The following is an 18727-nucleotide window of genomic DNA, read 5'->3' on the forward strand; positions in this document are numbered from 1 at the left end:
TTTCCTTGGATGTTTTTGTGACCAAGTGGGTTATCAAACGCCGCGCCCACCCGGACGCGCCGCCAGGCAGACTCAAACCTTTATCTCTGGTCCGATGCCTGCCCTTACCTGGCATATTGCAAAGCATGCGTTTGCAATATGCGCGGGGGATTCTAACAAATGTCGGCTTAGGACGCTGCCCGCTCGCCGTTTAATCCAAATCAAAGCGCCGGCGCCTCAGCCGTGCTTCACTGTATAAGCCAGCTGGTGCGTCAGGCAGTAACGCTGCCGCCACTCCAGGGGCCGGCCGTCCATGTCTGCCGACAAGCGCAGCAGGCACAGCGCCGGCACGTCGGCCACCATGCCCGTCACGCCGAGCAGGCTGGCCTCCTCGCGCGGCAGCATTTCCGCGCGAAACTGCTCGCTGACAATCTTCAAGCGCACGCCGAAGCGCTGCTGCAAGGTGCCGTACACGCCGGCCGAGCCGCGCAGCCAGCGCGCGTCCATGCCTTCAAACACTTCCGCCGGCAGCAGCACATCGTCCAGCGCCACCGGCGAGCCATGGCGACGCCACAGCTGACGAATCCTCAATAAAGGCGCCAAACGGCGCAACTGCAAGGCCTCTGCGATATCTTCGCTGGCATTCAGCCGCGACAGCCCCAGAAACTCCCGCGCCAGCTCGTCCGGCTGCTCCGTGAACAAGCCCGGCGTCACCAGCCTGGCGTCATCGCCCCAGTCGCCCGGCACCGGCGCCACATAGGTGCCCCGCCCCTGCTGGCGATACAGCAAACCGGCGTCCACCAGCTCAGACAATGCCTTTCTTACCGTGCCCTGGCTGGCCCCCAGCTCGTCGGCCAGCTCCCATTCGCTGGGCAGCGCATCGTGCGTCTGCCACTCCCCGGCGCCTATCCGCTGCAGCAGCAGCAGCTTGACCTGGGCATAAAGCGGCTGTCTTTTCAGCGCATTGACTGTCATGGTCTGTGTTTTAACACCAAACAAATCAAGCGTAAAGGCATGTCTTATATAAGACATAAGACTCAAACGACTGTTTGACGCCATATTCTTGTCTGATTAGTCCAAATCGATAAACAGCCGTGATACACTCTGGCCACATCTATACTGCAGAGCAACATCTGCAGCTCATTATCGGATACGTCAAAGGAGAGTCCGCCAATGAAAGCCCCCGTTCGCGTTGCCGTTACCGGCGCTGCCGGCCAGATCGGCTACAGCCTGCTGTTCCGCATTGCCAGTGGTGAGATGCTGGGCAAGGATCAACCGGTCATTCTGCACCTGCTGGACCTGCCGCAGGCCCAAACCGCGCTGAAAGGCGTGATGATGGAGCTGGAAGACTGTGCCTTCCCGCTGTTGGCCGGCATGGTAGCCACCGACGACCCGAACGTGGCCTTCAAGGACGTCAAGGTCGCTCTGCTGGTGGGCGCCCGCCCGCGCAGCAAGGGCATGGAGCGCAAGGACCTGCTGGAAGCCAACGGCGCCATCTTCACCGTGCAGGGCAAGGCGCTGAACGACCACGCCGCCCGCGACGTCAAGGTGCTGGTAGTGGGCAACCCGGCCAACACCAATGCCTGGATCGCCATGAAGTCCGCGCCGGACCTGGACCCGAAAAACTTTACCGCCATGTTGCGTCTTGACCACAATCGCGCCCTGTCGCAGATTGCCGCCAAGACCGGCAAGCCGGTGTCGTCGATTGAAAAGCTGGCCGTGTGGGGCAACCACTCCCCCACCATGTACGCCGACTACCGCTTCGCCACCATCGATGGCCAATCGGTCAAGGCCATGATCAACGATGAAGCCTGGAACCGCGACGTATTCCTGCCCACCGTGGGCAAGCGCGGCGCCGCCATCATTGAAGCGCGCGGCCTGTCCTCCGCAGCCTCCGCCGCCAACGCCGCCATCGACCACATCCACGACTGGGTGCTGGGCAGCAATGGCAAGTGGGTGACCATGGGCGTGCCGTCCGACGGCTCCTACGGCATTCCGGAAGGCGTGATGTACGGCGTGCCGGTAGTATGCGAAAATGGCGAATACAAACGTGTTGAAGGCCTGGAAATCGACGCGTTCAGCCGCGAGCGGATGGACCTGACCCTGGCCGAACTGGAAGAAGAGCGCGCAGCCATCGCTCACCTGTTTGGCTAATTCCCGGCCTGACTGAAGAGAAGCGCACCACTCGGTGCGCTTTTTGTCTTTGGTCAAACCAGAAATTCACATTTGAATTTACTAATACAGACTGCCATTTGGAGCGAAAGCATGATTGAAGTTGAAGTTTTGAACCAAATTGCGGCCAAAATCGAAGACCTGGCCGCCCGCGCCGCCGATATTCGGGGGTATCTTTGACTACGACGGTAAAAAAGACCGTCTGGAAGAAGTCAGCCGCCTGACCGAAGACCCGGATATCTGGAACGACCCGAAAAAGGCGCAGGATCTGGGCCGCGAGCGCAAGCAACTGGAAGACGTGGTGCTGGTGCTGGACAGCATCAACGCCACCATCGCGGACAGCCGCGAACTGTTTGAAATGGGCAAGAGCGAGGAAGACGACGACACCATCCTCGCCGTGCAGGAAGATCTGGTCGGCGTGGAGGAAAAAGTGGCGAAGATGGAATTCCGCCGCATGTTCCACGACCCGATGGACCCGGCCAACTGCTTCATCGACATCCAGGCCGGCGCCGGCGGCACCGAAGCCCAGGACTGGGCCGGCATGCTGCTGCGCATGTACACCCGCTACGCCGAACGCAAGGGCTTCAAGGTGGACGTGCTGGAGGTGTCCGAAGGCGAAGTGGCCGGCATCACCAGCGCCACGCTGAAGATCGAAGGCGAATACGCCTTTGGCCTGCTGCGCACCGAAGTGGGCGTGCACCGCCTGGTGCGCGTGTCGCCGTTCGACTCCAACGCCCGTCGCCACACCTCGTTTTCGTCCGTGTTTGTCTACCCGGAAGTGGACGACAGCTTCGAGATCGACATCAACCCGGCCGACGTGCGCACCGACACCTACCGCGCCTCCGGCGCCGGCGGCCAGCACATCAACAAAACCGACTCGGCCGTGCGTTTGACGCACATCCCCACCGGCATCGTCGTGCAGTGCCAGAACGACCGTTCCCAGCACCGCAACCGCGACGAAGCCTGGCAGATGCTGCGCGCCAAGCTGTACGAGCTGGAACTGAAAAAGCGCAACGAAGCCAAGCAGGCGCTGGAAGACACCAAAACCGACGTGGGCTGGGGCCACCAGATCCGCTCCTACGTGTTCGACCAGTCCCGCATCAAGGATTTGCGCACCAGTTACGAAGTGGGCAACATCAAGGGCGTCATGGATGGCGACCTGGACGGCTTCATCGAAGCCAGCCTGAAACAGGGCGTGTAATCGCCATAGACCGGCCGCATGCGGCCGGTTTTTGCCGTTTTTTATAAAGTGTATTTTGCCGAAGGACCCCAACCCGGCACGGAGTCATCATGTCTGATCACGAACAAGCACAGGCGCAAAGCCAAGACGAAAACCAGATCATGGCGGAACGCCGCCTGAAACTGAAGGCGATCCGCGAAAAAGGCATCGCCTACCCCAACGACTTCAAACGCAGCCACTTCGCCAAACCGCTGCAGGACGACCACGCCGATAAAGAAGCCGAAGCGCTGGAAGCCGAAAAAATCGAAGTCGCCGTCGCCGGCCGCATGATGCTTAAACGTGTGATGGGCAAAGCCAGCTTCGCCACCATGCAGGACGTCAGCGGCCGCATCCAGGCCTTCATCTCCCGCGACAACGTGGGCGAAGACGTCTACGCCGACTTCAAGCGCTGGGACATGGGCGACATCATCGCCGTCAAGGGCCTGCTGTTCAAAACCAAGACCGGCGAACTGACCGTGCAAGCCACGGAAGTGCGCCTGCTGTCCAAGAACATCCGTCCGCTGCCGGAAAAATTCCACGGCATGACCGACCAGGAGCAAAAGTACCGCCAGCGCTACGCCGACCTGATCATGAGCGAGGAAAGCCGCGAAACCTTCATCAAGCGCTCCAAGATCATCCAGAAGGTGCGCGACGTGATGGTGGGCGAAGGCTACCTGGAAGTGGAAACCCCGATGATGCACCCGATTCCGGGCGGCGCGTCGGCCAAGCCGTTTGTCACCCACCACAACGCCCTGGACATGCCGCTCTACCTGCGCATCGCCCCGGAGCTGTACCTGAAGCGCCTGGTGGTGGGCGGCCTGGAACGCGTGTTCGAGATCAACCGCAACTTCCGCAACGAGGGGATGAGCACGCGCCACAACCCCGAGTTCACCATGATCGAGTTCTACGAAGCGTACAGCGACTACCAGCGCATGATGGACATGACCGAAACCATCATCCGCGAGTGCGCGCTGGTCTCCTGCGGCTCCACCACCGTCACCTACCAAGGCAAGGAAGTGGACCTGGGCAAGCCGTTTGACCGCTTCACCATCGTGGGCGCGATCAAGCACTACAACCCGCAATACACCGACGCCCAGCTGTCCGACGCGGCCTGGGTGGCCAGCGAGATCAAGCGCCTGGGCGGCAAACTGCCCCCGGCCCCGGGCCTGGGCAGTCTGCAGCTGGCGTTGTTCGAGGAATGCGCGGAATCCCTGCTGTGGAACCCGACCTTCATCATCGACTACCCGGTGGAAGTGTCCCCGCTGGCGCGCGGCTCCGACACCCAGCCGGGCCTGACCGAGCGTTTCGAGCTGTTCATCGTGGGCCGCGAGCACGCCAACGGCTACTCGGAGTTGAACGATCCGGAAGACCAGGCCGCGCGCTTCCAGGCGCAAGTCGCCCAGAAGGACGCCGGCGACGACGAGGCAATGCACTACGACGCCGACTACATCCGCGCGATGGAATACGGCCTGCCGCCGACCGGCGGTTGCGGCATCGGCATCGACCGTTTGGTGATGTTGTTGACGGATGCGCCGTCTATTCGTGATGTGATACTATTCCCACATATGAGAATGGAATAAAATCTAGTATTAATTTGACTTAAAAGCCACTTATTTCTATGAGTGGCTTCTTCTATGCAAAATTTATGCCGCCATTTTAAGTATCCCATGGCATTACCAGAAAGTCATGCTCAACAAGCTGACTAATTTCATCCACAATGAAAACTCCAATTTTGAAAAATTTACAAAACTCGTCAATCACAGCCTAGAAGAATAAAAACCAATCCGAGCGATTTTTCAACACTAACTTTCAATGTATTAAATAATAAAACCTCATTAAAAATGGTAGAATTTTCACATGTAAAAAAACATCATTATGAGTTTTCGATTTCGTTTTTCATATCAAATACTCAGCCTCTCTTTCAGAGACTGACGAAAAAATCCGTGCTCTAGTAGCAATTGATTCTTTGCACGGTGACAATTACTTTGCTAGCGAATGCAACTACGGAATCTGATTGATTTTTTAAACAATTCACATCAAGCCGTATATAATTCTCAGCCATACCACCGCAGAAGAGTATATATGAAAATAGCAAACAAATTGAATCAACTAACAGGGCTTCGCTACTTTGCTGCCTTATTGGTTTTTCTTTCACATCTCAAGTGGAGTGGCAGCAGCGAAATCTTGGTGAAAATTTTTGAATCTGGCTATGTGGGGGTCTCATTTTTTTTCCTACTTTCCGGTTTCGTTCTTTCCCACTCATACAAAGAAAGAATATTAGATAAAAGCTTAAGCTGTTTCAAATATATATTACTAAGACTTGCCAGACTCACACCCTTGCATTTCTTAACTGCTTTGCCATTTATCCTACTCGCCACTTACAAAGCAGATATAAATATTTTCAAAGCAATAGTAAATCTTAGCTACCTACAGAGCTGGATACCGAGCTCCAGCTATTATTTCTCCTTCAACGCACCATCTTGGTCTTTGTCGAATGAGATGTTTTTTTATTTTTGTTTTTTCCCACTTGTTTTTCTTAACACCAAGAATCTGGTTAAAATTTTTCTTGCTCTTCTTTTAACCATACTGACTTCTGCCTTATTTTTCACCACACAACTCTCTGGACTGAAACTATTTGGTGGAAACACTTTGGCTCATTGGCTATTTTACATCTTCCCGGGTTTTAGAATTTTAGAATTCATAGCTGGCATGTTAATTTTCCAACTATGGAAAACTGGTTATAGATTGCCACACTGGGTAACCAGTGCTTCATATATTCTTCTTATTACCTCCATGTACTTTGCAAATCAAATACCGGAGCCATTCAGACTATCTCTGTACTTTATTCCATTTGTTTCCCTATTCTTCTATGCAAATTTGACAGAAGATACTCCATCCTACCGGCTATTCTCAACAAAATATTTAACCCTTCTTGGCAATGCATCGTTCGCCTTTTATTTAATCCATCAACCATTGATTAATATACTTGAACGCCTGACCCAAAAATATAATTTATCTTATCTCCCATTTTTCATACTTTGCTTAAGCGTCGCCACCTTAGCTTCAATTTTCATCTACATTTTTTACGAAAAGAAAGCTGAATCATTCTTAAAAAACTACATTTCCAACAAGATACAGAACCAGACAATTCTTGCAACCAAGGCTAATCACTAAGTGCAGAATTCACTTCAAAAATAACATTTATTTCTCGCCTTAAAAACTGCTTGAACGAACCGACAATTCAACTACACCCGGCGCTATTGGAGGGTGATATATTTTCTTCTTCACATTTTGGCGTAGAATTAAAGCCATCCGACGGGGTGGCTTTTCACATCATGCCGAGCAGCTACTAAGCAGGCAAAACGGCTTGGAATTTATGATCAAAATCACGCCAAAATTTAGCCCAATTCAGCTTTACACCTATAGCGGCAAGCACCTCATTATGAGGAAACAATGTCCAACCACTTTTAGTTTTCCGACAAATCAAACCTGGGGAGACATTGTCAGGATCTAGGATTTTTGCGATCTCCTCAACAATACCAACTTCAATACAGTAATCGTGCCACTTAGGGTTTATTTTAACTGTGCATGAATAAATTATATCTTCTACTTTATAATCAACAACATATGGTATTTTCCATTTTTTCTCCTATTGTATTTATGGAATACAAAAGCCCTCGAGGCTTAGAGAGCATCAAGGGCTTTTTTGGATGAGTTTCTCCCATCCAATTATTATTCTATCATCTCAACACATAAAAAGTCAATATAACCCACCTCAGACACGTGAAATATTCATATAATCTCTACTCTTTGATATTGCCACCATACATCCACGGCTTTCTCACTACCAAATATTTTCAAAATTTTTTGCTGAGGTAGTCTGAGACTTTATAGGACCGTAGGTTGGGCTGAGCCAAGCAAAGCCCAACGTTTACCGCGCAATACCGATTGGTTTTGTGTCCACTCCGGGGACAAATAATTAAATGCCGGTTCCGTCCGGCTGGACGGGTCCATTTCTTTTGCCTCGCCAAAAGAAATGGACGAAAGAAAAGGCGCCCCAACAGCGCTGCGAAACCCCGCCTCCAAAGCCCTTTCCAAGGCGCCGCCGAACTCGCGGGGCGCTAACGTCGCCCCGCTCAAACGGGCGGCGGCTTAAAATCTTGGAAAGGGCTTCGGAGTCGGCTTGCGCTGATGGGATAGGGACAAGTCGGTTCGGCTCTACAACCGATTAAACAAGCTCCATTACATGCCCCAACACAGCCAAGCGCTCACAAAAACTGGCACGTTAGCGATGCGCCCCTCCCCCTTCAAGCCTGCCGCCGGGTGGCAGGCCCGAGGTCTTAAGCGGCTGCATGTCTAAGTCCCGCGACGTTAGCGCGGGACGTGTTCAGCCGCGCCTCGGGCATGACGGGAACCGGCGGGAAGCCGAAGGCCAGGCTTGCAGGGTGGCCTTTAGGGGTGGAGGGGATATTTGGCCAAGCAAATATCCCCTCCCTGCCGCCGGGCAGCCCCGGCAATCCAAATCATCATCCGCGCAGCGGATTCCCAAAAGCACATCACGGGCAGACCGCCCGCTACTTGCTCGCCTTGTCCAGCAAGCCGCCAAACATTTCCGGGTCCACCAAGTCTCTCAGCGCCACGCCCAAGGCGTCAGCCAGTGCGCCCATGTTGTCGATGGAGACATTGCGCTCGCCGCGTTCGATCTCCGAAACATAGGTTCTGCTCATCCCCGCCTGCAAGGCCAATGCCTCCTGCGACACGTCGTGCAGGCGTCTGGCAATGCGCAGGTTGCGGGCGAAAACCGCGCGGGCGGTTAAGGGTTTCGTTGTGTTTTCCATACCCCGATAGCATCAGCGCTTGCTAGTGCTCAAGCCACGCGGTATGATTTGCAAAATGATAACTATAAGTGTCTTTTTGATTGTTATTGATATCTTCATGACACTCATTATGTGCTATGCGCTGCTTTGACAGCCACACATGGAGGTGCTTATGCAGAAAATTCCCATCCCGTAATTCACAACAACCAAGCCTGATCGTTCCGTCAAGATCGTATCCAGCGCTACATCAGCCAATCGGCGACAGCGCCCAATCAAAATGAGGGTTTTGCCATGCCTAGCATCACCCGCAGTTCGTCTCACCTTGCCGTTTCACTGAAAAACCGTCACCCCGCCCGCAGCCGTTGGCTACTGCACAATCAAGTCCCCACGCATCCGCCCAGCCTGCTGGCCATGACCCGGCTGCATGAAGCCTTTGCCGCCTTGCAAGAGCAATTGGCCGGCAAGGATCAAGCCAAGGTCAGAGAACCGGCCGCGCGCGTGGCGCATTTGTGCCACGACATCGAACAGGCGGTGGTGGAGTCCATCTGCCACCTCGCCCATGGCCAATTGGTTTTGCAATCCGTGATCGATTTGCTCGCTTGCCTAGGCGACGACGTGCGCCTGCCATCCAGCCGCATCAAAGAATTGCTGGAGCCGCTGGACAAACGCATGGGCGAGTCGCTGACGCTGCTCACCCGCGTGTTATAAGCCGCGTTCCATAAAAGCCAGCCCGGAGCAGCGGACTGGCTGTTTTGCCAAACCCTTGCCACCTTAGCCACTTTTGATGGCAGGCTGGCGCCTTCTCACTCATGAGCATTGCCGATATACGGCAATGCCGTATAATAATGGTATGTACACCGTCATTGAGACAGCAGTCTTCAAGCGTTGTGCTGATGAAATCTGGTCCACCACTGAACGTTTGGTCTTTATTGAATGGCTTGCCAACAACGCCCTTGCGGGAACCGTTATCCCCGGAGCGGGTGGTTTGCGCAAGGTGCGTTGGTCCCGCTCAGGTATAGGCAAGCGCGGTGGTGTCCGGGTGATTTACTACAATTTGCTTGAAGATGGGCAAATTTACTTGCTGATTGCCTATACCAAGGCCAAGTTCGACAACTTGCCCGCGGCATTCCTCAAGCAGCTACGTGAAGAGGTGGAGCGTGGATAAGGAAATGGAACAATTCCAGGCTGACTTGCTGCAGTCGGTCAAGGAAATGAAAGCCGGCGAAGCCGCCCGCGTCACTAAAGTGGAGATTTCGCCCATAGCCGCCACTCGCGCCAAGGTGGGCCTGTCACAGGCCGCGTTTGCTGGCCTCCTGGGTGTCAGCACTCGCACCCTGCAAGACTGGGAGCAAAATAGGCGGCAGCCTACCGGCGCGGCAAAAACGCTGCTAAAAGTCGCTGAACAACATCCAGAAATTCTGCGAAATCTGAAAACTGCATAAGTCCCCAACATTCGAACTTACAGTCGCTCGACTGTCTACTTGTGAGCAAGACGACGGCTTCCTCCATACTGCCGCATCAAAGAATTGCTGGAGCCTCTGGACACAAGCCGTGGAACGAATACGACGCGTCCTCTTCTCCTTCAGCGCGCACCGTCACTCAATCATCGTCCATACAGCGGGTGCCACAGCCATGGCGGATCGCCCCTGCGCGGCATCCCTTTGCCTTGCTGGCCTATAGTGAAGCAAACCGTCCATCAGGCCGCTCCAGCCCTTGTCCACGCGGCCGGCAATCTGTGAGCTACGCCCATGCGCCTATTCGCCCTCTGCCTCGTCCTGTCTGGCCTGCTTGGGCAATCGGCATGGGCTGCGGAGCTGACTGCCGTGGTGTTATCGGTCAATCCTCAGCAGTATCTGGCCTTCCACAATGCCGCCCAGCAATTTTCAGCGGCCCATCCGGCCATCAAACTCACGCTGCGTGTGGTCGAAAATGAGCAGTACAAGCGGGAGCTGCCAGCCATGCTGAGCAGCGCCAGCCCGCCCGATGTGCTGTTTATGTTTGGCGGCGTGGCGCTGACCGACGCCGTGCAAAAAGGCCAGTTGGCCATGCTGGACAGGCCCGGCCAGGCCAACGACTGGCAGCAGCACATGCCGCCGGCCCTGCTGCGCTTGGTGACGGTTGAGGGCAAACCGTATGGCGTGCCGCTCAGCTATTACCCTTGGGCCATTTATTACAACAAACTGGCGCTGGCCAAGGCTGGCGTTGCGCCGCCCACCACCTTTGCCGAGCTGCTGGCCAGTTGTGACAGATTGCGGGCCGCGGGCGTGGCGCCCATTACCATTGCCGCCAAGGATTTATGGCCATTGGCCGGCTGGTTTGACTATCTGGACTTGCGGATGAATGGCCTGGAGTTCCATCAGCAATTATTGCAAGGCAAGCTGTCCTGGCTGCGGCCGCAGCTCGCCCAGGTGTTCGCCGCCTGGCAACAACTGCGTGATCACCATTGCTATGACAGTGACAGCGCCGCGCTGGATTGGCGCGCGTCGCTGCCCATGCTCTATAACCAGCGCGCCGGCATGATGTTGATGGGCAGCTTCTGGACCGGGCAGCTGCCCAGCCGGAAAATCAATGAAATCGGCATGATCGCCTTTCCAAAGATTGCCGCCGCAGAGAGCACCTATGAAGAAGCGCCCGCCGATGTGCTGGTGATGACGGCCAAGGCGGCCCATCGCCAAGAGGCGGAGCAATTCCTGCGCTTTTTTGCCACGCCAGCGGTTCAGGCAGCACTGGCCAGCGCCACCGGGCTTTTGCCAGCCCGGCAGGACGCGCCGGTGGCAAACGCGCCGTTTTTACGGCAGGGCCGGACGCTGCTCAATCACGCCGGCGGGTTTTCCCAATTTTTTGACCGCGACAGCCATGCCGAATTTGCCGCCCGCGCCATGCCGATCTTGCGTGAGTTTGCCTACGGCCAGCTCAGCGCCATGGAGGCTCAGCGCAAGCTGGAGGCCGAGCGCAATCGCGATTACGGCCCGTTAAGCGGCAAGCCATGATCCGCGGCTAACGTCTTCGCACACGGCGGCCAAGCCCTGCCGCAAAGCGTCAGCCCCCTCGCTTGAGCAAACTGGGTGCTTTGACAATGACGCCCAGCATCGCCGCGGCATGCTCGCTCCCGATTGTAAGTGCCATTTACTCGCAGCCAAGCCTCAGCCTGATTGGCTCCGCGCAACTCATGCCTTTCCCATCGCAGCCAGTCAGTCAAACACGGTTACACAAACGCCAAACAGCGTGGCGGACGCTTGTCATGCCGGGTCTTACACTGCCGCACCTAAAAAATAAATCAGTTCATATGAAAACATCCGTGATCATCATTTTGGGGGCGGCACTGGCAAGCGGCGGCTGCAGCAACATTACCGCCAAAGACGTCTTGATTGGCACCGCCGTAGTCGGCACCGTCGCCGCCGCCGGTTACTACGCCAACAAGCAGAGCAAGAAGCAACGCGAGCAAGAGCAGCAGCCGCGCATGCTGGCGGCCGCTGCCTGGACCTTGCCGGCGGCGCCAACGCCAACGCGCCGTTGCAACTATGGGACTGCCACGGCAGGGAGAACCAGCGCTTCCGGCTGGACAATGGCCAGCTCAAGTCCGGCAGCCTGGACGTGGCAGGCGCCGACCCGCGCCGCGGCGCGCGCGTCATCGCCTATACCTGCCACAACGGCAGAAACCAGCAATGGGAATGGGCCAACGGCCAGCTGCGCAGCAAGCTGAATAAGCGCTGCCTGGATGCGGAAGGCGGCAACAGCCGCAACGGCACGCGCTTGCTGCTTTGGGACTGTCATGGCGGCGCCAACCAGCAATTCATTTGGCGCGCGTAAAGAACCGCTCAGCCCAGGCCGGCGCCGCACTGCGCGCAGAACCTTGCGCCGGGTCCGGCCTCTTGCCCACACTGACCGCAAGGCGGCGGCTGCAGACTGATGCCGCAATGCTGGCAAAACCGCGCATGCGCTGCGTTGCCCTGGCGGCAAGAGGGACAGCCCTGCAAGGCCAGGGATGGCGGAGACCCCGCCGACGCTTGGCGATCATGGTGTGTGGATTCGTGATGTCCGTGGCGGCGGCCAAACCATTTGCCAAAATGCCCCATTGCTCATCTCCTTGTTGATTGAAGCCTGGGCGCATTTCACAGCCTGTAGCGGCTACAGGGTCAAGCTCCGTTTGGCAGTTTGATGCGTTCAAAGCCTGCCCTGCTGGTCGCCTCGCCTTACCGCGTCATCACCCCTAGCGCTTCCAGCGCGGCCTTGGCCGCATCCGCGATGACGGCATCGCTGTGCTTGATGTCTTTCTTGGACGCGCGGGTATAAACCGCCATCACGATGGGCGCGCGGCCAGTGGGCCAGATCACCGCGTAATCATTGGCCGTGCCGTACACGCCGCAGGTGCCGGTTTTGTCGCCCACCGACCAGCCGGCCGGCACGGCGGCGCGAATGCGCTGGTTGCCGGTAGTGTTCCCCTTGAGCCAATCCACCAGCTGCTGACGCTGCGGCGCCGCCAGCGCCGTGCCTAGGGTCAGTTTTTGCAGGCTTTCCGCCACAGCGCGCGGGGTGGAGGTATCGCGTGCGTCGCCGGGTATGGCGGTGTTCAGCTCCGGCTCCCAACGCTCCAGGCGGAAAGTGCTGTCGCCGATGGAACGCATGAAGGCCGTCAGTCCGGCCGGGCCATCCAGTTGCTTCATTAAGACATTGGCGGCGGCATTATCGCTGTACTGCACCGTGGCCGCGCACAGGCCGGCTACCGTCATGCCGCTGGCCTGGTGCTTTTCCGAGATGGGGGACCAGACGATCAGGTCCTCCTTGCCGTAATGGAGAGTTTGATCCAGAAAGCCAGGTTTACTCTGGCTATGCGCCAGCGCGGAAGCAGCCAGAAAACCCTTGAACGAGCTGCACAGCGGGAAGCGCTCGTCCGCGCGGTAACTCACGGTGGCGCCTGAGCCGGTATCCAGCGCATACACCCCGATCTGGCCGCCGAAATCGCGCTCTAGCCTGGCTATTTTCTGCTCGGGAAGATTGGCAGGCATGGCTGCGGAAAAGCCTGCCTGCGGCAATAGCAGGCAAGACAGCAAAACGAGGCGGCGGGACAGTCTCATCAGGAACACTCCTTCTTGAAGGTGGAAGTAGGATTCTGGCCCCACAACAAACCGCTTTCACCCCATGAAAGTGTAACTGCCGTAACAGACTTGTTCTTGCCTCTCCGCATGTCCGGACTTGCCGCAGCCGTGGGCACTCGATACAGTCATGGCGATGGCGACCTTGGAGTATAGGCAGAGAAGCCAGTCTCTAAACGGTCCAAACGGCCAAATGCCTTCAGCCCGATTTTTCCCTAGTGTGATGGGGCCGCCAGCCCGGAGCGGCCCACTTCACTCTCAGGGAGCCATCATGCTCAAAACCATCACACAAGGGGACGCCTCCCAATCGATTGATCTTGGCGATCAGGACATGCTGATTGCCGTGCTGAGCAGCAGCAACAACGCCCTGCTGACCGAGTCCTACGGCAATCTGCTGCGGCAGCAGCAAGCCCTGGCCGGCACCGGCATTGACAGCGGACTGGCCATCAAAATAGCCGCCTACCAGGGGCAGATGAACCACCAGGCTCAATATTTCCAGCAAAAAAATCTGTCCGGCCTGATCAATCTGATCACCTACGCCTCCAACTTTGCGGCCCTGGTCAGCGCCTTCAACAATGGTTTGTCCGCCGACGATCAACAGCTCTACGCGCTGCGTCAAACTTATGCCCAGCAACTCAACGGCTTGGCCGATCTGGCCGAGGACTACCAAGTGGGCGCCAAGGCAACCAACACCCAGTACCAGGTGACGGTGGATAGCCTGAACCAGCTGATGGCGTCTTATGACCAATCCATCGTTCAATTGATCAATAGCTTGTCCGACGAAGCCAAACAGCTGAACAAGGACATCGACGCGCTGATCCAGGCCATTGCCGCCAATATCCAGGCCATTGTGGACCAGGGCGAAAAGGCCGGCGCCGGCGTGCGCGAGCTGGGCCTGGCTATTTTGTCCAGCCTGACCCTGAAAGAAGAGAAAGGCAAAGACGGCAAACCTGCGGCAAGCAAACCCGGCGACCAGGTGGAATACATGGTATCCGGCATCACCGCCCTGACCGGCGGCATTGCCGGCTCCAGCCAGGCCGCCAAGGACCTGCGCAGCAATAATGACAAGCTTGCCACCGCCTACCAGGCGCTGGCGCAGGCCAATGCGATGATCACCGTCGCCAAGTCGGTGCAGGCGCAAACCCAGTTGTTTGTTGAAGCCTATCGCAATACGCAGCAAAAAGTCGTCCTGTTGCCCCAATCCTGGGGACAAATCGCCGGCGCTTTCCGCAAGTCCGCCTTCGCCTGGCAAAACCTCAACCCGGACGACGATCTGGCGCGCATCCGCCGCAATGTCTCGCTGTGCAATACCGAATGGCAATTGCTGGCCGGCCAGGTGGCCGACATCAAGGAAAGCTACGCCGGCAACGGCTCGCTTCCGCTTGCTTGACCCTTTATCCAAGGAGAACCAACATGATTCGAGAGAACCTTCCCGTCGACATGGGCCAAGGCATGGCCGGCCAATCTTCGCAATCGCTGCAAATCCAGACTTACTGCAACAGCGTGAAGCAACAGGTGCCGGTGGATTTCAGCCAGTTTCCCAACCTGAAAGACAACCAGGAACAGATCAATGCCGGTCTGGCCACGGCCAAAGGCCATGCCGATCAATACCTGACGCAAATCCAGCCGCAGATCATCACCAACATCGCCAATATCGGCAATTACTACGCGCTGCAAAATGCCATCCCGACCGTGCTGCCTCCCGGCACCAGCAAGGCGGAATGGCTCAATACCCTGGCCGCCCTGCGCGACCAGGCCCAGTCATACCAGGCTTTGTCCAACACCACCCGTCTGGTCATCATCAAGCTCAACGACAACCTGATCGTCGACTCCCAGGCCTTCATGAGCATCGTTGCCAATCTCAACACCAAGGTACAGGGCGATAACGGCGTGCTGGCGCAACTGAACAAGGAAATCGACCAGATCAATTCGGCCATCACCGGAGCCATCGCCGGCATCGTGGCAGGCGGCCTGCTGGTGATTGGCGGCGCCTTCGTCACTGCCGTGGGCGCCGTGGCGGACTTTGTCACTGCCGGCACCTCCACCCCGGTGGTGATAGGCGGCGTGGCGATGATGGTGGCTGGGGCCGGCGGCATCACGGCTGGCGCCATCGTGCTGCACAACTCCTTGAACACCCGTCAGGACCTGTACCAGAAGCAAAGCAGCCTGAAGAGCGAAGTCCTCACCGCGACCCAGATAGGCAACGGCTACCAGGGCCTGCAGGTGCAAGCGCAAAACGCCGTGACGGCCGCCACCCAGATGAGCAACGCCTGGGATGCGCTCACGGCTGACCTGGGCAGCCTGATCACCGACATCGACAAGGGCATCACCAGCCCGGATGCGCTGCGCCAGCTGTGGCTGACCGCAGCCAACACCACGGTGAAGACCGTCCTGACCGACGTGAGCACCATCAAGAGCCAGATGGCCGGCATCTCCCCGCTGCCGGTGCCCAAAACCACCACTATCTCCGACTACATCGGCGCGCTGGCCGCCGCCTAAGTCCCCTCGCAGCCGGGCCCGTCCCGGCTGTTTTCTCATCTGGAGAACCCCAGCATGGCAAACGGCATTCTCACTCAGGCACTGAACAACCTGCTGCAAACCGAAGCCACCATCCGCGCCTTCCAAGGCTTGCCGGACAGCGCAGTCAGCATCCAACGCAATGCGGAACAAGTGGTGGACCAACTGGTGCCGCAAATCCGAACGCTGCAAACCGATACCCAAAGCGTGGGCCAGCGGCTGCAGTCGCAAGTCCAGGGCTTGCTGGCCAACTTCGATCAAGCCAGCCCGCAACAGATCAAAGACAGCGTCAGCCAGATGCAGGCCGAAGCGGGGCCGTTGTCGCAGCAGCTGCAAACGGTACAGCAGGCCTGCTTTTCCTCTAACAACCAGTTGGCTAGCGACAGCCAGCAGCTGCAAGCCATCACTGCTCAACTACAGGCCAACATCGCCGGGCTGCAGTCCAACTTGGCCGGGGCGCAGCAGGAGCTGGACGCGCTGAACAAGAAAAAGCTGTATCTGATCGGCCTGGGCATACTCGGCCTGCCCGGCCTGATCGCCATGGCGGTCTTGTTGAGCCAGGCGCAGGATAAGGTGAACAGCCTGGAAGGGCAGATCAAGTCGCTGCAAAGCCAGATCAACCAGCAGCAGAGCTTCCGCGACCAGACCAGCCACTTCAGCGGCGACATGTCGGACCTGATCGACAAAGTCGGCAAGATCAACAACAGCCTGCAGTTTGTATCCAGCGATCTGGTCAATGCGCTCAATGATCTGGACCAAAGCAACAAGGCTGCCGCCAAGGTCTTCCTCACCGCCGCATCCATGGAAATCAACACCATGTTGCAGGATGCTTCCTGATGCGGGTAGACCAAATGCCACATTAGACGAGGATGGAATGACAGGGCCTGCACCCATGCCAGGCCCTTGTTTGCTCCATGGCTTTAAAGGGGCGTAAAGCGGATTGAGTATTGCCAGATAAAGCAGCCGTTCTGATCGGAAAACAAGAGTTTGGTCTGGCTATCGGCCGTGCGCAGACGCGCCCGCAATGCTTCCACGGTCAAGGTAGACAAGGCTTGGGCGCCGCTGGGCAGCGTCAAGGCGCGGACCACGGTTTCGCCGGTGATTTCCTCCAGTTTGCACTGTATCCCGGCAGCGGCCGCTTCGCGCGCCTTGGCAAGCTCCTCCGCCTGGGCGCGGACAAAGGATTGGGCGTCCTGCATCGTCCTCATGCCCGCATTGAGCTGGTTGATTTGTTTGATTTTTGGCGCCAGCTGTTCCGACTTGCGCTTCAAGCTGGCTTGCTGTTCCGGCGATAATTGCAGTTCGCCTTTCTTGACGCGGGCAACCACGCCGAAATAACGCTTGAGTTCGTCTTCTTGGGTCAATAGCGCCAGCGCCTTTTTCACCGTTTCAAGCTTGTGCAGCCCTTCCTGTTCTTGCTGTTGTATCGCCTCCAGGCGACGGCCAAAGCCGGACAAATCCGGTAGCAGCATGCAAATCGCCGTTTCCTGATCCGCCCGCGCCCCGGCCTTGCCAATATGGACCTGTTTGGCGGCGATGGCGCAGCCGCTGGCCTGCTGGATGTCCACTTCATCCGCCAGGATGGTGCAGCTCTTGGCCTCGACGATATTCACGCGCTGGCCAATCACAATCGCATTTTCCGCGCGCGCGATGGTGATCTCGCCCTGCTCGGCGCGCACCTGGGCATTGGATACCAGCCCCTCCACGCTGATCGGCCCGGCATCGTTGTGGGCGGCGCCGCCCACCAGATTCTGCTTCAGCAGGATGCGTCCGCCGGTGGAGCGGACCGTGCCGTAAACATTGTTGAACATGGTCAGGTTCTTGCCGGTAACGATGCGGCGTTCCTGCACCTCGCCATGCTCCTCGTATTCATCGCCCTGCAAGGCCAAATCGCCGGTCGTGCGGACGCTGACGCCTTCGCGACCGATGATTTTGTCGACAATCGAGATCTGGTTGGTTTCGCTATCGATATTGAGGAAGCCATCGCAGATGGCGACGATCAGCTCATGGCCCTCTTTGTCGATCTGCACTTCCGTCCCGCTGCCGGCCAAGGTGCCCAGATCAAAGTCAAACGGCTCCGGCACATGGATGATGCCGCCGCTGAGGGTACGGCCGGGACGACCGGGACGACAGGGCGTCTTCATCAGCAGCACGGCCCGGGCCTTGATCTGAGGATAGCGGTTTTGGAATTGCGTCAGATCGACGCGGCCGCCGGCAAGCTTGCGCGGGTGATCGTCGCGGTGGATCTCCGCGGTCTGCTCTTGCACCCCGGCATCGACGCCGGGCACCGGCGCGCGCGCAGTGGCAATCAGATAACGGCCGGTCTTGTGTTGAGCGAGGATGTCCTTGATCACCGCCTGGTGCAGGCCAAAGCGCACGCCCTGCTGCCACATGAAGGCAACCAGTTCGTCAAATTCCAGCTGGGTGACAATGGTTTGAATCTCTTCGCGCCGGCCAATCACAATGGCTTGTCCTGAGGCATCCCTGCCATAGACCGGCACCTCAACGGTTTGCGTCAGATACAGCTGCTCAAACAGATACTCGATGCCGGCTTCGGCCCGGATCAAGCCTCGGTAAAGCACTTGCCGCTCGGCAAGAAAAGGCAGGACGCACTGGGCGATATAGTGCGGTTGGGTCACCGCGGGATGCGCGGGGTCAAAATCATATAAGTAATGGCACAGCAGGTCGTAATTCAAGCCATACAGATAATAGCCGGCGCTGAACAGGTGATCGATCGCCTGGCGGAAGTCAGAGGCCGAACCCACCGCATCCGGCAAAACAAAAAAACCATCCGACCGTATTTGCAGGAAATGCGGCAAGGTCAAAGGCTGGCTGTGGTCGATGGGCCGGCCAGGTTCAACGGGCTGGGTTATCGTCGGATCGATGGTGTTGGGCATGATCGCTTCTGTATGGACTCTCGCCGAGTATCC

17 protein-coding genes are annotated in these 18727 nt (G+C 57.2%); 12 read left to right on the plus strand and 5 right to left on the minus strand.

What is annotated here, in order from left to right; all coding sequences use genetic code 11:
- Positions 1–216: 216 nt before the first annotated feature.
- The gene (locus C2134_RS05430) at positions 217–954 is read right to left on the minus strand and encodes a GntR family transcriptional regulator (protein ID WP_103318175.1); all 738 of its coding nucleotides are present in this window, start codon (positions 952–954) and stop codon (positions 217–219) included.
- Positions 955–1152: 198 nt separating this feature from the next.
- Here C2134_RS05430 and C2134_RS05435 point away from each other — a divergent pair, with 198 nt between their 5' ends.
- The 4 genes from C2134_RS05435 to C2134_RS05450 all read left to right on the plus strand — a co-directional run bounded on the left by C2134_RS05435 (position 1153) and on the right by C2134_RS05450 (position 6544).
- The gene (locus tag C2134_RS05435; protein WP_103318177.1) at positions 1153–2133 is read left to right on the plus strand and encodes a malate dehydrogenase; all 981 of its coding nucleotides are present in this window, start codon (positions 1153–1155) and stop codon (positions 2131–2133) included.
- Between the two features lie 111 nt (positions 2134–2244).
- A protein-coding gene (gene prfB, locus C2134_RS05440) for a peptide chain release factor 2 (protein ID WP_103318178.1) occupies positions 2245–3352 on the plus strand; the annotation gives its coding sequence in 2 pieces (ribosomal slippage) (positions 2245–2328 and positions 2330–3352; 1107 coding nt in all).
- Positions 3353–3441: 89 nt separating this feature from the next.
- The gene (gene lysS, locus C2134_RS05445) at positions 3442–4950 is read left to right on the plus strand and encodes a lysine--tRNA ligase (protein WP_103318180.1); all 1509 of its coding nucleotides are present in this window, start codon (positions 3442–3444) and stop codon (positions 4948–4950) included.
- Between the two features lie 502 nt (positions 4951–5452).
- The gene (locus tag C2134_RS05450; protein WP_158248704.1) at positions 5453–6544 is read left to right on the plus strand and encodes an acyltransferase family protein; all 1092 of its coding nucleotides are present in this window, start codon (positions 5453–5455) and stop codon (positions 6542–6544) included.
- A gap of 1400 nt (positions 6545–7944) precedes the next feature.
- Here the strand turns inward: C2134_RS05450 and C2134_RS05455 are convergent.
- Complete coding sequence (locus C2134_RS05455; protein WP_046155361.1) at positions 7945–8208, minus strand: helix-turn-helix domain-containing protein; 264 nt, start codon at positions 8206–8208, stop codon at positions 7945–7947.
- A 270-nt stretch (positions 8209–8478) separates the two neighbouring features.
- Here C2134_RS05455 and C2134_RS05460 point away from each other — a divergent pair, with 270 nt between their 5' ends.
- The 5 genes from C2134_RS05460 (at position 8479) to C2134_RS05480 (ending at position 11997) form a co-directional block, all read left to right on the plus strand.
- Positions 8479–8895 carry a DUF1484 domain-containing protein gene (locus C2134_RS05460; RefSeq protein ID WP_103318183.1) on the plus strand — a complete coding sequence of 139 codons (417 nt, stop codon included), beginning with the start codon at positions 8479–8481 and terminating at the stop codon, positions 8893–8895.
- 142 nt (positions 8896–9037) lie between these two features.
- Positions 9038–9352 (plus strand): transcriptional regulator, encoded by a 315-nt coding sequence (locus tag C2134_RS05465; protein ID WP_103318185.1) that lies wholly within the window; start codon positions 9038–9040, stop codon positions 9350–9352.
- 4 nt (positions 9353–9356) lie between these two features.
- Positions 9357–9629, plus strand: a complete 273-nt coding sequence (locus tag C2134_RS05470) for a helix-turn-helix domain-containing protein (RefSeq protein ID WP_199179879.1) — start codon at positions 9357–9359, stop codon at positions 9627–9629.
- Positions 9630–9935: 306 nt separating this feature from the next.
- Positions 9936–11177: an ABC transporter substrate-binding protein gene (locus tag C2134_RS05475; RefSeq protein ID WP_103318189.1), complete on the plus strand. Its 1242-nt coding sequence runs from the start codon at positions 9936–9938 to the stop codon at positions 11175–11177.
- Between the two features lie 346 nt (positions 11178–11523).
- Positions 11524–11997, plus strand: a complete 474-nt coding sequence (locus C2134_RS05480; RefSeq protein WP_233196370.1) for a lectin — start codon at positions 11524–11526, stop codon at positions 11995–11997.
- An 8-nt stretch (positions 11998–12005) separates the two neighbouring features.
- Here the strand turns inward: C2134_RS05480 and C2134_RS22150 are convergent, their stop codons facing one another.
- Together C2134_RS22150 and blaCRP are read right to left on the minus strand one after the other, a co-directional pair.
- Positions 12006–12263, minus strand: coding sequence for a double zinc ribbon domain-containing protein (locus tag C2134_RS22150; protein WP_103318190.1), 258 nt, complete (start codon positions 12261–12263; stop codon positions 12006–12008).
- A gap of 117 nt (positions 12264–12380) precedes the next feature.
- Positions 12381–13262: a CRP family carbapenem-hydrolyzing class A beta-lactamase gene (gene blaCRP / locus C2134_RS05490; protein WP_103318192.1), complete on the minus strand. Its 882-nt coding sequence runs from the start codon at positions 13260–13262 to the stop codon at positions 12381–12383.
- Between the two features lie 289 nt (positions 13263–13551).
- Here blaCRP and C2134_RS05495 point away from each other — a divergent pair, with 289 nt between their 5' ends.
- The 3 genes from C2134_RS05495 to C2134_RS05505 are packed head-to-tail and all read left to right on the plus strand — an operon-like array spanning position 13552 to position 16634.
- Positions 13552–14670, plus strand: coding sequence for a hypothetical protein (locus C2134_RS05495; protein ID WP_103318194.1), 1119 nt, complete (start codon positions 13552–13554; stop codon positions 14668–14670).
- Positions 14671–14693: 23 nt separating this feature from the next.
- Positions 14694–15779, plus strand: a complete 1086-nt coding sequence (locus C2134_RS05500) for an HBL/NHE enterotoxin family protein (RefSeq protein WP_199179880.1) — start codon at positions 14694–14696, stop codon at positions 15777–15779.
- Positions 15780–15833: 54 nt separating this feature from the next.
- A complete protein-coding gene (locus tag C2134_RS05505; protein ID WP_103318198.1) occupies positions 15834–16634 on the plus strand; it encodes a hypothetical protein in 801 nt (266 codons plus the stop codon).
- 83 nt (positions 16635–16717) lie between these two features.
- Here C2134_RS05505 and C2134_RS05510 read toward each other — a convergent pair whose 3' ends face one another.
- The gene (locus tag C2134_RS05510) at positions 16718–18694 is read right to left on the minus strand and encodes a flagellar assembly protein A (protein ID WP_158248705.1); all 1977 of its coding nucleotides are present in this window, start codon (positions 18692–18694) and stop codon (positions 16718–16720) included.
- Between the last annotated feature and the right edge of the window lie 33 nt (positions 18695–18727).

The organism is Chromobacterium sinusclupearum (assembly GCF_002902845.1).
GTDB classification, from domain to species: Bacteria; Pseudomonadota; Gammaproteobacteria; order Burkholderiales; family Chromobacteriaceae; genus Chromobacterium; species Chromobacterium sinusclupearum.

What these genes read in the sequence shown, in the direction of transcription:
- C2134_RS05430 (WP_103318175.1), bottom strand. Translation starts at nt 954, where the DNA reads ATGACAGTCAATGCGCTGAAAAGACAGCCGCTTTATGCCCAGGTCAAG.
- C2134_RS05435 (WP_103318177.1), top strand. Translation starts at nt 1,153, where the DNA reads ATGAAAGCCCCCGTTCGCGTTGCCGTTACCGGCGCTGCCGGCCAGATC.
- lysS (WP_103318180.1), top strand. Translation starts at nt 3,442, where the DNA reads ATGTCTGATCACGAACAAGCACAGGCGCAAAGCCAAGACGAAAACCAG.
- C2134_RS05450 (WP_158248704.1), top strand. Translation starts at nt 5,453, where the DNA reads ATGAAAATAGCAAACAAATTGAATCAACTAACAGGGCTTCGCTACTTT.
- C2134_RS05455 (WP_046155361.1), bottom strand. Translation starts at nt 8,208, where the DNA reads ATGGAAAACACAACGAAACCCTTAACCGCCCGCGCGGTTTTCGCCCGC.
- C2134_RS05460 (WP_103318183.1), top strand. Translation starts at nt 8,479, where the DNA reads ATGCCTAGCATCACCCGCAGTTCGTCTCACCTTGCCGTTTCACTGAAA.
- C2134_RS05465 (WP_103318185.1), top strand. Translation starts at nt 9,038, where the DNA reads ATGTACACCGTCATTGAGACAGCAGTCTTCAAGCGTTGTGCTGATGAA.
- C2134_RS05470 (WP_199179879.1), top strand. Translation starts at nt 9,357, where the DNA reads ATGGAACAATTCCAGGCTGACTTGCTGCAGTCGGTCAAGGAAATGAAA.
- C2134_RS05475 (WP_103318189.1), top strand. Translation starts at nt 9,936, where the DNA reads ATGCGCCTATTCGCCCTCTGCCTCGTCCTGTCTGGCCTGCTTGGGCAA.
- C2134_RS22150 (WP_103318190.1), bottom strand. Translation starts at nt 12,263, where the DNA reads ATGGGGCATTTTGGCAAATGGTTTGGCCGCCGCCACGGACATCACGAA.
- blaCRP (WP_103318192.1), bottom strand. Translation starts at nt 13,262, where the DNA reads ATGAGACTGTCCCGCCGCCTCGTTTTGCTGTCTTGCCTGCTATTGCCG.
- C2134_RS05495 (WP_103318194.1), top strand. Translation starts at nt 13,552, where the DNA reads ATGCTCAAAACCATCACACAAGGGGACGCCTCCCAATCGATTGATCTT.
- C2134_RS05500 (WP_199179880.1), top strand. Translation starts at nt 14,694, where the DNA reads ATGATTCGAGAGAACCTTCCCGTCGACATGGGCCAAGGCATGGCCGGC.
- C2134_RS05505 (WP_103318198.1), top strand. Translation starts at nt 15,834, where the DNA reads ATGGCAAACGGCATTCTCACTCAGGCACTGAACAACCTGCTGCAAACC.
- C2134_RS05510 (WP_158248705.1), bottom strand. Translation starts at nt 18,694, where the DNA reads ATGCCCAACACCATCGATCCGACGATAACCCAGCCCGTTGAACCTGGC.